This window comes from Nocardioides zeicaulis (genome assembly GCF_042432345.1).
GTDB lineage: Bacteria > Actinomycetota > Actinomycetes > Propionibacteriales > Nocardioidaceae > Nocardioides > Nocardioides zeicaulis.
This window is the reverse complement of sequence record NZ_JBHLXH010000001.1, coordinates 1801835-1815979: the sequence shown is the minus strand read 5'-3', so window position 1 is coordinate 1815979 and position 14145 is coordinate 1801835. Positions and strand designations below refer to the sequence as shown.

The 14145-nt window shown below is 73.7% G+C and carries 10 protein-coding genes; 1 reads left to right on the top strand and 9 read right to left on the bottom strand.

Going from position 1 to position 14145, the window contains the following annotated elements; translation table 11 throughout:
- Nucleotides 1–9: 9 nt before the first annotated feature.
- The 8 genes from ACFFJG_RS08845 to ACFFJG_RS08810 all read right to left on the bottom strand — a co-directional run bounded on the left by ACFFJG_RS08845 (nt 10) and on the right by ACFFJG_RS08810 (nt 9247).
- Nucleotides 10–786, bottom strand: coding sequence for a DUF1295 domain-containing protein (locus tag ACFFJG_RS08845; RefSeq protein ID WP_378518236.1), 777 nt, complete (start codon nt 784–786; stop codon nt 10–12).
- A 1-nt stretch (nt 787) separates the two neighbouring features.
- Nucleotides 788–2110, bottom strand: a complete 1323-nt coding sequence (locus ACFFJG_RS08840) for a class I SAM-dependent methyltransferase (protein WP_378518235.1) — start codon at nt 2108–2110, stop codon at nt 788–790.
- 5 nt (nt 2111–2115) lie between these two features.
- Nucleotides 2116–3459: a class I SAM-dependent methyltransferase gene (locus tag ACFFJG_RS08835; protein ID WP_378518234.1), complete on the bottom strand. Its 1344-nt coding sequence runs from the start codon at nt 3457–3459 to the stop codon at nt 2116–2118.
- Nucleotides 3456–5456, bottom strand: a complete 2001-nt coding sequence (locus ACFFJG_RS08830; RefSeq protein WP_378518233.1) for an FAD-dependent oxidoreductase — start codon at nt 5454–5456, stop codon at nt 3456–3458. Before ACFFJG_RS08830 ends, ACFFJG_RS08835 begins: the two co-directional genes overlap by 4 nt.
- On the bottom strand, nt 5453–6184 hold the full coding sequence (locus ACFFJG_RS08825) for an anti-sigma factor (protein ID WP_378518232.1): 732 nt from the start codon (nt 6182–6184) through the stop codon (nt 5453–5455). Before ACFFJG_RS08825 ends, ACFFJG_RS08830 begins: the two co-directional genes overlap by 4 nt.
- A complete protein-coding gene (gene sigK, locus ACFFJG_RS08820) occupies nt 6181–6786 on the bottom strand; it encodes an ECF RNA polymerase sigma factor SigK (protein WP_378518231.1) in 606 nt (201 codons plus the stop codon). The genes ACFFJG_RS08825 and sigK overlap by 4 nt, the downstream gene beginning before the upstream one ends.
- Nucleotides 6787–6821: 35 nt before the next feature.
- On the bottom strand, nt 6822–7487 hold the full coding sequence (locus ACFFJG_RS08815) for a fasciclin domain-containing protein (RefSeq protein ID WP_378518230.1): 666 nt from the start codon (nt 7485–7487) through the stop codon (nt 6822–6824).
- Nucleotides 7488–7693: 206 nt separating this feature from the next.
- Nucleotides 7694–9247 (bottom strand): molybdopterin-dependent oxidoreductase, encoded by a 1554-nt coding sequence (locus ACFFJG_RS08810; RefSeq protein WP_378518229.1) that lies wholly within the window; start codon nt 9245–9247, stop codon nt 7694–7696.
- A 125-nt stretch (nt 9248–9372) separates the two neighbouring features.
- Between ACFFJG_RS08810 and ACFFJG_RS08805 the strand changes: the two genes are divergently transcribed.
- Entirely contained in the window at nt 9373–11466 is a 2094-nt protein-coding gene (locus ACFFJG_RS08805) for an acyltransferase family protein (protein ID WP_378518228.1), read from the top strand.
- On the opposite strand, the gene ACFFJG_RS08800 is transcribed toward ACFFJG_RS08805, so the two are convergent.
- Nucleotides 11448–14066 carry a glycosyltransferase gene (locus ACFFJG_RS08800; RefSeq protein WP_378518227.1) on the bottom strand — a complete coding sequence of 873 codons (2619 nt, stop codon included), beginning with the start codon at nt 14064–14066 and terminating at the stop codon, nt 11448–11450. The genes ACFFJG_RS08805 and ACFFJG_RS08800 overlap by 19 nt on opposite strands.
- Between the last annotated feature and the right edge of the window lie 79 nt (nt 14067–14145).

The following is a 14145-nucleotide window of genomic DNA, read 5'->3' as shown; positions in this document are numbered from 1 at the left end:
GCGGAGGGGTCAGCGCCGCGGCGGGCGGGGGAAGAACAGCGGCACCCGCTCGGCGTACTCTGCCCAGCCCTCGCGCTGTGACATCGTCTTCTCCAGCAGCCTCGCGCCGGTGACGTTGCGGATGAAGAACGTCATGGCGGCGGGGGCGAAGATCGTCGCGAGCCCCGGGACCCAGCCCAGCGACAGTGCACCGGCGACCCAGAGGCCCCACCACACGCAGGCGTCGCCGAAGTAGTTCGGGTGGCGGGTCCAGGCCCAGAGGCCGGTGTCGAGGATCTTCGGCCGGGACTCGCGCGGCTTCGCCTTGTAGGCCTCGAGCTGGGCGTCGCCGGCGACCTCGAAGAAGAGCCCGGTCGCCCACACCACGACGCCGACCCAGACCACAGGCCACCACCGCACGTCGTGGGCCGCGCCCACGACGAGCGGGAAGGAGATGATCCACGACACGAGCGCCTGGGTGCCGAAGACGCGGAGCAGCACCTTGCCCGCACCCGCGTGCCAGCCGGGCCCGCCGAGCATCTTCTCGTAGCGCGGGTCCTCGCCGTGCCCGCGCGAACGACGAGCGATGTGGGTGGCCAGCCGGCCGCCCCAGACCACGACGAGCAGCGCGAGCAGCCACGAGTGGACGTCGGGCCAGACGAGGGCGAGCACGATCGCGATCGCGACGAACGACAGGCCCCACGCCACGTCGACGTCGGCGACGCGGTCGCGCCGCTTGCTCACCGCCGCCGTCGACCCCATGACGACGGCGGCGGCGAGGAGCGCGACGAGTGCCTCCGTCAGCACCTCACCACGCCCTGGTCGCGGGGAGCGTGTGCGGCGCGCCGGGGCGCACGGCGAGGATCTGGTCGACGCCCATCCGGCCGTCGCGGAACGCCAGCGCACCGCCGACGAGGTAGAGCCGCCACACCCGCACGACCTCCTCGCCGACGAGCGCGCGGATCGCGTCGATGTGGGCCTCGAAGCGCTCCAGCCAGCCGTGGACGGTCAGCACGTAGTGCTCACGCAGGGCGTGCACGTCGCGCACCTCGAGACCACCGGCCTCGATGAGGGCGACCGTCTCGCCGACGGGCCGCATGGTCATGTCGGGGGCGATGAACGACTCGATGAACGGCCCGCCGCCGGGGTGCTTGCCGCCGCCGGCGCCCTGGCGCGACATCTGCTGCACCAGCACCCGGCCTCCGGGCTTGACCGCCCGCCGCAGCACCTCGACGTAGGTGTCGTAGTTGAGCGCGCCGACGTGCTCGCCCATCTCGAGCGAGCCGACCGCGTCGAAGTGGTCGCGCTCGGGGACCTCGCGGTAGTCCTGGAGCCGGATCTCGACGCGGTCGGCGAGGCCGCGCTCGGCGATCCGGGCGTCGATGAACTTCTTCTGCTCCGCCGAGATCGTCACGCCGACGACCTGTGCGCCGAAGTGCTCGGCGGCGTGCAGCGACAGCGAGCCCCAGCCGCAACCCACGTCGAGCATGCGCATGCCGGGCTCGAGCCCGAGCTTGGTGCACACGAGGTCGAGCTTGGCGCGCTGCGCCTCCTCGAGCGGCACGTCGGGACTCGCGTGGTAGCCGCAGGAGTAGGCCATCTGCGGCTCGAGGACGAGGGAGTAGAACTCGTTGGAGAGGTCGTAGTGGTGGCTGATCGAGGACCGGTCGCGCGCCAGGCTGTGCAGGCGGCCCTTCACCCGCGCCTGCGAGGCAGGCGCGGCGGGCGGGCGGCCGAGGGCGCCCAGGCCGGCGGCGGTCCGCACGGCGTCGACCATCGCGCGGGGCGAGAGACGTACGCCGGACAGGCCCCGCTCGCGACCGACCGCGAACGCGTGGGTCAGCGCGGAGGAGAGGTCCCAGCCGTCCTGCTCGGGCACGTCGAGCTCGCCGGTGACGTAGGCCTGGGCGGCACCGAGCTCGCCCGGGTGCCAGAGCAGACGGCGAAGGGCGTCGGGCGAGCGGAGCACGACGAGCGGGCCGTCGGCCGGGCCGGCCTCCGAGCCGTCCCAGGCGCGCAGGCGCACCGGCAGGTCACCGCCGATGAAGGGGCGCACGGCCTCGGCGAGCCGCTGGGCGACACCGGAGCCTGCGGCCGTGTCGGTGACGGGGCGGGGGTCGGTCTGGGTCACGCCCGTCACCGGTCCTCTCGGGTGAAGGTGAGCTGGGAGACGTTGATGTAGCCGCTGGCGAAGCCGGCCTGGGAGTAGGCGAGGTAGAAGTGCCAGACCCGCATGAACAGCTCGTCGAACCCGAGGGCCAGCACGGCCGGGCGCTGGGCGAGGAAGCGCCGGTCCCACCGACGCAGCGTCTCCGCGTAGTGGCTGCCCATCTCGAGCTGGTCGACGAGCCGGAGGGAGGTCTGCTGCCGGGTGATCTGGTCGACGACTTCGACGCTCGGCAGGAAGCCGCCGGGGAAGATGTACTTGGTGATCCAGGTGTGGGTGTCGCGGGTGGCGAGCATCCGGTCGTGCGGCATCGTGATGGCCTGGATCGAGACCCGGCCACCCGGGGCGAGCACGGCGTCGATGGTGCGGAAGTACGTCGCCCAGAACTCGTGGCCCACCGCCTCGATCATCTCCACCGACAGCACGGCGTCGTAGGTGCGGCCGGTCGTGGTGAGGGCGCGGTAGTCCATCAGCTCGACCTGCACGCGGTCGGCGTACCCGGCGGCGGCGATCCGCTCCTCCGCGAGCTCGAGCTGCTCGACCGACAGCGTGATCGTGTGCACGGTCGCGCCGCGCCGGGCTGCGCGGATCGCGAGCTCGCCCCAGCCGGTGCCGATCTCGAGGACGCGGGTGCCCTCGGTGACGCCGGCCTGGTCGAGCATCCGCTCGATCTTGCGGCCCTGCGCCTCGGCCAGGTCGGGGCCGTGGCGGCGCGGGTCGTCGTGGTCGACCGGCTCCGGCGTCGTGGCGAGCAGGTGCTCGGCGACCGATCCCGGACCGGCCGGGACCGACTGCACGGAGGTGTCGAAGAGCGCGGAGGAGTAGCTCAGCGTCTCGTCGAGGAAGAGCCGGAACAGGTCGTTGGACAGGTCGTAGTGGTGCGAGATGTTGGCCTGGCTGTTGGCCTCGGTGCTGCGCTGGTGGCTCGGCAGCCGCGGCGTCACGAGGGCGCGCGCCCGCTGCAGGGGGCGGGGGACCAGCGTCGCCATCCGGGCGGCGGGGACGGTGAGGAAGCCGGCCAGGTCGTCGGCGTCCCACGCACCCGTGAGGTAGGCCTCGCCGAAGCCGATGAGGCCGTCGCGGCCGAGGCGGGCGTAGAACTCGTCGGGGCGGTGGAGCCGCATGAGCGGCCCGCCCTGCCCGAGCCGGTCGCCGGTGGGCTCCTCGACGACCGTCACGGCGAGCCGCGAGACGGCGGCACGGAACAGCCGCCTGGCGACGGCTGCCGAGACGGCCGTGCGGGGGCCGGCGGTGATCGGCTCGAGGGGCGGCATGCCCTGGGCGGTGGCGGGGCGGCTCTTCTCGATGGTCATCGCACGCCTTCCTGGCGGTGGGACGGACGGGGACGGAGGGGGAGGCGCCGGGCCCAGAGCCAGGTGCCGTGGGCGCGGATCAGCGCGCTGCCGCGCAGCGCGGCGCCGACGGTGCGGCGGACCGGGACGTCGCCGCGGGTGCCGGTGAGGCTGGCGCTGAACGGCGCCGCCCGGCCGTCGTCGTGGCCCCGGAGCGTGACCGCGACGTGGAGCCGGTCGGTCGGGACGGGGACGGCGATCTCGTAGGTGCCGTCGACTGCGTGGAAGGGCGAGACGTACATCGCCTTCCCGGTCGTGGCGCGCCCCTGCTCGTCGGGGTGGACGAGGTAGGCGTGGCGGTCGCCGTAGGTGTTGTGCACCTCGATGACGACCGCGGCCTGGGCGCCGGCGTCGTCGAAGCACCAGAACACGCTGATCGGGTTGAAGCAGTAGCCCAGGGAGCGCGGCTGCGCGGCCATGACGATGGTGCCGGGGCGCTCGCCGTCGCCGAGCCGGACGCCGTGGTCGGCGAGGAACGCCTCCACGTTGGCGCGCAGGCTGCGCGCGGGGTCGCCGAGGTGGTCACGGGCCTCGAACCTGGCCAGCCGGCCGTGGTCGGGCAGGTCGTCGAGGTCGACCAGCCACGTCGTCGAGGAGTGCTCGAAGCTGCGGCGGAACGGCGTGCGACGGGTGTGGCGGATCGTGGTCTCGAAGCGTCCCGGCTCGGGCAGCACGTGCGTCGGCCGGGTCCAGGGCAGGCCGAGGCGGGTCGCGGCGGCCAGGCCGGAGCGCGCGCCGTCCTCGTGGAACCCCCAGCCGTGGTACGCGCCGGCGAAGGCGACGCGGTCGGTGTCGATCTCGGGCAGCCGGCGCTGGGCGGCGACCGACGCGGGCGTGTAGAGGGGGTGCTCGTACTCCATCCGGTCGATCACCGTGGCGGGGTCCACCAGGTCCTCGCCGCCGAGGGTGACGAGGTAGTGGGTGTCGGTGGGCAGGCGCTGCAGCCGGGTGAGGTCGTAGGTGACGGTGACCGCGCCGGTCTCGCCGGGCGGGCGGAGGAAGTTCCACGACGCCCGCGCCCCGGTCGCACCGGGCAGCAGCGAGGTGTCGGTGTGGAGCAGCGCCGGGTTGGAGCTGTAGGGCATCGCCGTCAGCAGCTCGCGCTGGAGGTCGGTCGGCTGCTCCAGCATCGCGAGCGCGTGCGAGGGATGGGTCGCCACCACGACGGCGTCGTAGGCACGGGTGGTGCCGCTGCCGTCGGTGACCTCGACGCGGTCGTCGAGCTCGCGCACCGACGTCACCTTGGTCTCCAGCAGGATCTCCTGCAGGCCCTCGGCGAGGCGGGCGACGTAGGTGCCCGAGCCGCCGGTGACGGTGCGCCACTCGGGCGAGCCGAAGACGCTCAGCATCCCGTGGTGCTCGAGGAAGGCGAAGAGGTAGCGGGCGGGGTAGTCGAGGGACGTGGCCGGGTCGCAGGACCACACGGCCGCCACGACCGGCTCCATGAAGTGGCGCAGGAAGCCCTCGGAGAAGCCGCCCTCGGCGAGGAAGTCGCGCAGGGTCTGGTCGTCGGGCGCCGCGTCGGCGGCCGCCAGCACGGCGCGGGCGCGGCGGTGGAAGCGCGGGATCTCCAGCAGCATCCGCCAGTGCTCGCGCGAGGTCAGCGAGGACGGGCGGGCGAAGAGGCCCCGCGGTCCCAGGGCGCCGGCCCACTGCACGCCGGTGGTCGCGTCGTTGACCGACAGCGACATCTCCGACGGCTGGGTCGCCACGCCGAGCTCGGCGAAGAGCCGCAGCAGGGTGGGGTACGTGCGTCGGTTGTGGACGATGAAGCCGGTGTCGATGGCGAGCTCGCCGTCGGGGGTCGGCACCCGGTGGGTGTCGGCGTGCCCGCCGAGCCGGTCGTCGCCCTCGTAGAGGGTGACGTGCGCGGTGCGTGAGGCGACCCACGCCGCCGTCAGGCCCGCGACGCCGGACCCGACGACGGCGACGCGTCGTCGGGGGGCGGCCGCGCTCATGCCGCCTTCGTCAGGTCGAAGACCGCAATCGGCTCGGTGGTGGGCTGGTCGGAGCCGCCGTCGGGCTCGACGGTGATGCCCACCGCCGCGGCGTCCTTCGCCGTGCCGGTCAGCACGACCGTCTGGTCGGGAGCATCGGCCATCAGGCCGGCGGAGGTGAACCCGCCGTCCTCGCCGACGAACCAGAGCTCGTAGGCCTTGCCGTCGGGTGCGGCGACCATGTCCTCGGTCGTGATGACGGCACGCTCCTGCGACTTCGACCACGTCACGGTCGCCCGCCCAGCCTCGCCCAGGTCGTGGGCCACCTCGCGGGCGTCGTCGGCCTGGAGGACCTGCTCGGCCGCGGTCAGGTTCCCGCGGTCGTCACCGGCCCACGGCTGGGTCACCGCCGCGCCGATCCCGACGACGAGGGCGAGGGCCGCCGCGACCAGAAAGGGCATCCAGCCTCGCCGCCGCCCGCGGGTCTCGTCGAGCGACGTGACGCTCGCGGAGGGCACCTCGGGCGGGAGCGGACGCACCTGGGAGATGCCGGCCAGGACCGAGGAGCGCAACGACTCCGGCGGTGCGACGGCCGAGGCGTCGGCCAGCAGTGCCGCGGTCTCGCGCAGCTCCGCGACCTCGGCCCGGCAGTCCTCGCACGCGGCGAGGTGCTGCTCGAACCGTGCGCGCTCGAGGTCGTCGAGGGCATCCACCGCGTAGGCGCCCGTGAGCTTGTGCAGGTCGCTCATGAGCTGACTCCCATCAGGTCGCGCAGGCGGATCAGTCCGTCGCGGATACGTGTCTTCGCCGTGCCGAGCGGCACGTCGAGCAGGGCGGCGACCTCCGTGTGGGTGTAGCCGCCGAAGTAGGTGAGCTCCACGGCGCGGCGCTGCACGTCGGTGAGCGTGGCGACCGCGTTCCGCACGCGGGCCGCGTCGAGCGAGGCGTGGGCCGCCTCCGAGGTCTGGTCGTGCTCGGTGGGGGCCGTCTCGCGGTTCCAGGTCTCGTCGCGGGCGGTGGCCGCCTCGACCGAGCGGACCCGGTCGACGGCCTTGCGGTGCACGATCGTCATCAGCCAGCCGGCGGCGCTGCCGCGCTCGGCGTCGTAGCGGGTGCTGGAGCGCCAGGCGTCGAGGTAGGCCTCCTGGGTGACCTCCTCGGCGTGCGCGGGGTTGCGCACGACGCGCAGGGCCAGGCCGTACGCGCGGGCCGAGGTGGCGTCGTAGAAGGCGGCGAAGGCAGCTTCGTCACCCAGGGCCGCGCGGCGGAGCAGGTCCGCCAGCCGGCCGGGGTCGCCCCCGGACGGGACGCCCTGGGGCGCCCCGTCCGGAACGGGCTCAACGTGGTTCACGCGGTCATCCTTGCGCAGTGCTCGTCGGTCGACGATCACATCTGCGGCATCAGGACCTGGTCGACGACGTAGACCGTGGCGTTGGCGGTCTGGACGTTGCCGCACACGACGCTGGCGTCGCCGATGGTGAAGTCCTCACCCGAGCCGTCGACGGTCAGCATGTCCTTGGCCAGGGTCTCGTGCTCGCCGGCCAGCATGTCGGGGCTGAGGCGCTCGCCGATCACGTGGTGGGTCAGGACCTGGGTCAGCGCGGCCTTGTCCTTGAGGAGCGCGTTCAGCTGCTTCTTCGGGATCGCGGCGAACGCGTCGTCGGTCGGGGCGAACACGGTGAGGTTCTCGGCCGAGTTGAGGGTGTCGACGAGGCCGGCCTGGGTCACCGCGGCAACCAGCGTCTTGAGGAGCGGGTTGTTCGACGCGGCGGTGGCGACCGGGTCGTCGGCCATGCCCTCGACGGAGCCCTCACCCGAGGTGGGAACGCCGGCGCAGCCGGGGCCGAAGGGAGCGTCGGAGGCGGGCTCGGCGGACTCGGAGTCCATCGGGGACTCCGACTCCGACATCGACTCGCTCGGCGAGGAGCTGGAGGACGTGGTGTCGCTGGCGCTGGTCGAGTCGTCCTCGCTGCCACAGGCGGCGAGACCCATCGAGGCGGTCAGGGCGAGGGCGGCGAGGCCCATCGAGCGGGTGCGGAGCTTGGTGTTCATGGGGTGGGTGTCCCTTTCGGTGGGTGGAACCGGGCTAGTGGGCCCTGGTGGGCCCGCTGTCATGAGGTGTTCGGAGCCCCTGCGGAGGCGGATGGGGAGATCGACGAAAAACTTTGGACAATCCTTGGACAGGCCGGGGGCGTGCCGACGGGCNNNCGCCCCGCCCCGCCCGCCGGACGAGGGCGGCCGCACGCGGCGCGTGCGGGTCAGGTGACGTTGACCGAGATCTCCTGCAGGCCGCTCGACCCCTCCGGGAACGGGGTCATCCGCACGTCGGACTGCACGTCGCCGTCCTTGTTGACCGCGCGGCAGGCCAGGAAGTGCTGGCCGGGGGAGGCGTCCCACTCGAAGTACCACTGGCGCCAGTAGTCGTCGGTGACCTGCGGGCCGAGGGTGGCCGGGCGCCAGGCCTCGCCGTCGACGCGTACCTCGACGCGCTCGATGCCGACGTGCTGCGCCCAGGCGATGCCGCCGACGACGACCGTGCCGGCCTTGCTGTCCGAGAGCGGCTTGGGGGTGTCGATGCGGCTGGAGAGCTTGATCGGGGCGTCGACGGCCCACTTGCGCTCGGTCCAGTACGCCTGCTGCTCGTCGTAGGTGGTCAGCGTCATCCGGCTGATCCACTTGCAGGCGCTGACGAAGCCGTAGAGGCCCGGCACCACCATCCGCGCCGGGAAGCCGTGGGTGCGCGAGAGCGACGTGCCGTTCATGCCGATGGCGATCATCGCGTCGCGGCCGTCGAGGGCGACGTCGAGCGGCGTGGAGATCGTCATCCCGTCCACGTCGGTCGAGAGGATCTGGTCGGCCCTGGTGGCGTCGATGCCCGCGCGGTCGAGCAGGTCCTTGAGCGGCACGCCGAGCCAGCGCGCACTGCCGACGTAGGGACCGCCGACCTCGTTGGACACGCAGGTGAGGGTGATGTCGCGCTCGATGGTGCGCATCTGCGTCAGGTCGTCGAAGGTGAAGGTGACCTCCTGCTCGACGTCGCCGTCGATGGTCAGCGTCCAGCTGTCGACGTCGACGGTGGGCAGCGTCAGGCGCGTGTCGACGCGGTAGAAGTCGGCGACCGGGGTCTGCAGCGGGCTGATCCCGCTGTAGGTCGCCTCGAGGCCCTTCGGGAGGGCCGGCGCGGGGTCGTTCGGCGTCGGCAGGGCGACGTCCGTCCCGCCGAGGCGGTAGGACGACACCCAGCGACCGACACCCCCCATGGCCACGGCCGCGGCCGCGAGGCCGCCGCTCGCCAGCACGACCCCGCGCCGGGTCGGACCGCCGGACCCAGCCCACGGTCCGGCGGAGCCCCGGTCGTCCACGCGGTGCAGCCACCAGAGGGAGGCGGCGCCCACGACAGCGGCGACCAGGGCAGGTACGAGGTCCAGGGGGCCGGCCTGGGGACGGAGCACGGCCAGCACGCCCGCCACGCCGGCGAGGGCGACGACCACGACGAGCCCGGCCGTGGGGCGACGGGCGGTGAGGACTCCGGCCAGCGCGGCCAGCAGCAGCACGACCACGACGACCGAGCCGACCAGCACCAGCTTGTCGGAGCTGCCGAACTGCCGGATCGCCCACTCCTTGAGCGGCGTGGGCGTCAGGTCGATGACCGTCGAGCCCACGGCGAGCACGGGGGACGCCGCCGGCACGGTGAGCGCCGCCACGAGGTGCGCCGCTGCGAGCCCCACGAGCGTGGCGAGCACGCCGTACGCCGCGTGGCGCGCGCGCTGCCACCGGCCCTCAGGCGCGGTTGTCGTCACGTCGGTCTGCATGGGCGGTGTTCGACGCCCGGGCCCCACCGGATTGGTCGGCGGGAGGGGTGCCGCGGGATTTCCGTCGCCCGGGATCTCGTCACATAGCCTGTCGACCGACCACAGCAGAGCGCAGAGGCGGACAGGTGAGCACGGCCCCAGACCAGGCACGACCCTCCAGGCGACGCACCGACATCCAGGTCCTGCGGGCGCTCGCCGTCGGCGGCGTCGTCCTCAACCACCTCTTCCCGCACCGGCTCACCGGCGGCTACCTCGGCGTCGACGTGTTCTTCGTGATCTCCGGCTTCCTCATCACCTCGCACCTGGCCTCGGAGATGCGGGAGTCCGGCCGGATCCGGCTGGGACGGTTCTGGGCCCGCCGCGCCCGGCGCCTGCTGCCGGCGTCGCTGCTCGTCCTGGCGGTGACCCTGGTGGCGACCCGGGTGTGGCTCCCCGAGGCCGCGTGGCAGCAGGTGTCGCGCGAGGTGCTGGGCAGTGCGCTCTACGTGCAGAACTGGGTGCTGGCGGCCAGCGAGCAGGACTACTTCCGCTCGTCGCAGTCGCCCTCGCCCGTCACCCACTACTGGTCGCTCTCGGTGGAGGAGCAGTTCTACCTCGTCTGGCCGGTGCTGCTGCTCGTGCTGTGGCTCGTCGCGCGCCGCGCCCGCCCCGCCGCGCGCCGGGTGGTCCTGCCGGCCGCGATGGGGGTCGTCCTGGCCGCCTCCCTCGCCTGGGCCACCTGGGCGCTGGGGGCCCACCCGGAGAGCGCGTACTTCGAGACCTGGGGTCGCGCGTGGGAGTTCGCTGCCGGCGCCCTGCTCGGCACCCTCGCCCTGCCGCGCGTCCCGCGGCTCCTCGCCGCGCCCGGATGGCTGGCGATGGTGGGGTGCATGGTGTGGTTCGACGACTCCTCGGCCGTGCCGGGACTGCCGACCCTGCTCCCGGTGCTCGGCGCCGCCCTGGTGATCTGGGCCGGCCAGGGCTCGGGTGAGTCGCGGCACCGCGTGCTCCGGCCGGTGGAGTGGGTCGGCGACGTGTCGTACTCCCTCTACCTCTGGCACTGGCCGGTCATCATCATCGTGCCGGTCGCCCTCGGCCGGCCGATGACACCCGTCCTCGGCCTGCTCCTGCTGGCCGCCTGCCTGGTCCTCGCGGCGGCGTCGACGCGCTTCATCGAGGACCCGGTGCGCAGGGCCCGCTGGCTCGCTGCCGGACCCGCGTGGCGCAGCCTCGTCCCGGCGGCGCTGGTCATGGCCCTGCTCGCGGGCGGCGCCTGGGCGCTGCCCCGCGGACTGGCCGGGAACCTGCGCGAGGTGCAGTCGCGGCTGGAGGCCGCCGCCACGTCGGGCGACCGGTGCGTCGGGGCCCCCGCGACCGCCAACGGGTGCCGCGACAGCCACGTCCTGTCGATCGCCGGCGCGGACCTCGCCACCATCGAGAACTCGCCCTACGTCCCCGCCTGGGGCTCGAGCTGCCAGGTGGAGCCCGAGGACCCGGCGCCCAGCCCGTGCGAGTTCGGGGTGCCCGAGGACCAGGCCGAGCACCGCCTCGTGCTCGTCGGCGACTCCCACGCCGGCCACTGGGCCGCGCCGCTCGACGTGGTGGCCCAGCAGGAGAACTGGAACGTCGTCATGCAGGTCAAGTCGTCGTGCTCGGTCGTCTCCGGCGACTGGCGTGCGTACTGGGCCACGCCCGAGATGACCGACAGCTGCCGCGCGTGGGGCCGTCAGGTCGGGCAGGACATCGCCGACGACGACTCGATCGAGGTGGTGGTGGTCTCGGCCATCTCGCGCGAGTACCTCACCGACGACGCCGACGGCGGCGTCGGGCAGCTCCGGGCCCAGTGGCGCGCGTGGGTCGACGCGGGCAAGACCGTCGTGGTGCTCGGTGACCCCCCGAGCCTCGACCACGGCTCCCTCCCCGAGTGCCTGGGTGCCTCCACGGTGACCGTCGACCCCTGCTCGGCCCCGCGCCGCTTCGCCACGCCCGACCCGCTCCTGCGCGCGGCCCGCGGCATGGACGGCGTCGTGTCGTGGTCGCCGCTGCCCGCTCTCTGCGACCGGGAGCGCTGCCACGCCGTCGTCGGCGGCCTGCCCGTCTACGGGGACCAGAGCCACCTGCTGCAGTACTTCGCGCGCACCTTCGCCCCGGCGCTCCGTGAGCAGCTGGACGCGGTGCTCGACGGCGCCGGGACGTCGGGGGCCGGTGCCGCGGCGGCGCCTCAGCCCGCCGGCAGGTAGCCCGGCATCGACTCCAGCAGGTCCTCGAAGTGGGACCAGGAGAACTCCCGCTCGAGCAGCGCGTAGCCCGCCGCGGCACGCTCGCGCGCGGCTCCCGGGTCCTGCGCCACCTCGCGGATCGCCTCGACGTAGGCGCCGACGTCATCGAAGCGGGCGATGGGCCAGCCGGTCTCGGCCGAGACGACCTCCGGGATCCCTCCGACCATCGGCGCCATCACCGGCACCTGGTGCGCCAGCACGTCGAGCAGCGTGAGCGGGATGCCCTCCGACTCCGACGTCATGAGGAACAGGTCGGTCTCGTCGAGCGGCAGGTCGGCGAAGGAGGCGTAGGTGCCGTGGAACTGGGCGCCGACGGCCTCGAGCCGCGCGACGTGCGCCTCGGACGCCGCGGCCGACTCGATCACCGGGGCGCCGTAGACGTGCCACTCCACGGCGAGGCCGGCGTGCCGGCAGGCCTCCGCCACGTCGGCGAGCACGTCGAGGCGCTTCTGCTTGTCGAAGCGCGCCGCCCACATCACCCGCAGGGGGTCGGTGCTCGTCCGCGTCCGCGGCGTGCGCGGGGCGGGGCGCTCGATCGGCTGGTGGTGGACGGCGAACTTGTGCCGCGGCAGGCGCAGCAGCTCGTGGAACTGCTCGACCAGCGCGTGGTTGTCGACGATGACCTTGTCGACGACCCCGAGGTAGTCGGTGGGGCGGTGGAACAGGTGGTTGGCCATGCCGCCGTCGGCGTCGCGGTCGATCACGAAGGTCGACAGGAACACCTGGGTGCTGGCCGAGAGGGCCGCCGGGAACAGCTCGACGGCGTCGAAGAACTCGGGTGAGTTGAAGGCGTGGACGGTGCTCGGGCGGTGCTGGACCACGAGGGTGGCGAGCAGCTGCGCCCGCTCGTCCTGCCGCAGCCGGTCCCAGCCGTCCATGGCGGGCAGGTCGACGTGGACGATGCCCTCGTCGAACCAGTCGGACCGGGTGGAGGCCCCGTGGGTCGTGACCACGGCGATCCGCGCGCCGGGACGCATCCGCCGTACGGCGTTGGCGTAGCGCGCCAGCAGGATGTCGCCGCCGCCCATCCGGATCCACGGGCCGAGGAAGAGGACGTCGGGCGAGGCCTCGCCCAGGGTGGCGACCACGTTCCACCACAGCCGGGAGCCGCGGGTGAGGGACCCGTCGCCCGGGGGGCCGATGACGGTGAGCGCGTCGAGGACGGCCGGGGTGGGCACCGGGACGCCCGGCTCGAGCTCGTGGACCGCCCGCATCTCCTCGCGCAGCCAGTCCTCGACGACCACCGGCTCGAGGGCCTGGCGCTCCTCCGCGGTCAGTGAGCCGGCACGGCCCTCGGGGAGCCCGTGCATCAGGTAGTGGTTGAGGAGCTGGTCGTCGTCGTGGTGGGCGAGGTCGGCGTGGAGGGCCTGGTAGTCGTCGAGGTCGAGGTCGGCCACTGCCCTGAGCTCGCGGCGGCGCAGGCGCGTGCGACGACCCTCGGCGCGACCCTGGCGCAGGTAGTGCTCGAGCGCCTCCTCGTCGCGGAGCGCGAGGACGTCGTGGTTGAGGGCGCGGTAGTGCAGGACGTCGAAGTGCTGCGGGTCGAGGTCGGCGAGGTCGGGCTCGGTGAGCCAGCCGCGGCGCTCCCGGGGCGGGCGCGCCTCCGCGCGCTCGCGGACCTCGTCGTCGCCGAGATGGGCGAGCGAGGGGTGGAGGTAGCGGTAGTGGTCCGGCCACACGAAGCGCCTGCCGGGACCCTTCGGGCGCGCCTCCGGCGGCACCGGCGCGGGCAGCGGCGGCACCTGGTCGCGCCCGCGGAAGCGGCGCACGATGCGCCGCTGGAGCCCGCGCATCGGGCGACGCCGCGGCTTCGACGCCACGGCGGCCCGCGCGATGTCGAGGTCGAGCAGTAGCGGGGTGGGGGGCAGCAGGCTCCGGTGCGTCTCGTGGTCGCCCTGGACCGAGCCGGTGGCCTTGTCGCGGTAGAAGAGCGCCGTCCGGGGCGCCACGAGGTGGGGCACGCCGGCGTGGAGCGTCTCCATGCCCCAGTGCCAGTCCTCGGGGCCGAAGCCGCTGGCCCTTGCGGTCGCGGCGTAGGGGATCTCCTCGAAGACCTCGCGTGCGGCCAGGCAGAAGGTGTCCCACGGGTTGCGGTCGTAGAAGTTCTCCCGCCGGAAGCGAGGGTCGTCGCTCGCCAGCTGGTGCCACAGCGCCACGCGGCTCTCGAACACCATCAGCGTCTCGGCGTGGACCACGCACGGGCCGCCGTGGGTGGTCGCGGTGCGGTGGGCGGCGACGAGCCAGGCGCCGCTGACGAGGTTGTCGCCGTCGAGCACGCACGCCCACGGCGCCCGCAACGCGGCGACGCCACGCATGCGGGCCAGGCCGGGGTCCCCGCAGTCGACCTCCAGCACCTGGGTCAGGACGCGGCCGCCGGCCGCGCGCCCGACGGAGCCCCCCGACCCGAGGGCCTCGGTGAAGGTCTCCACGGTCTCGGCGTCGGCCCGGTCGAGGACGCCGACGACCTCCACCGTGAGGCCGTGCGCGGCCGCCTCGTCGATCGCGCGTCCCAGCGAGCGCAGGGTCCGGTGGGCGAGGATGCCCTCGCCGTGCCCGGTCACGACGACCCCCACGTCAGGCGGTGCCGACCCGCTCTCGACTCCCCGTTCGACTCCCCGTTCGATCACCGGTCAACGTTAA

Bases quoted from the DNA above. Each gene is read 5' to 3' on its own strand.
- ACFFJG_RS08835 (WP_378518234.1), bottom strand. From the start codon at position 3,459: ATGACCATCGAGAAGAGCCGCCCCGCCACCGCCCAGGGCATGCCGCCC.
- ACFFJG_RS08830 (WP_378518233.1), bottom strand. From the start codon at position 5,456: ATGAGCGCGGCCGCCCCCCGACGACGCGTCGCCGTCGTCGGGTCCGGC.
- ACFFJG_RS08825 (WP_378518232.1), bottom strand. From the start codon at position 6,184: ATGAGCGACCTGCACAAGCTCACGGGCGCCTACGCGGTGGATGCCCTC.
- ACFFJG_RS08815 (WP_378518230.1), bottom strand. From the start codon at position 7,487: ATGAACACCAAGCTCCGCACCCGCTCGATGGGCCTCGCCGCCCTCGCC.
- ACFFJG_RS08810 (WP_378518229.1), bottom strand. From the start codon at position 9,247: ATGCAGACCGACGTGACGACAACCGCGCCTGAGGGCCGGTGGCAGCGC.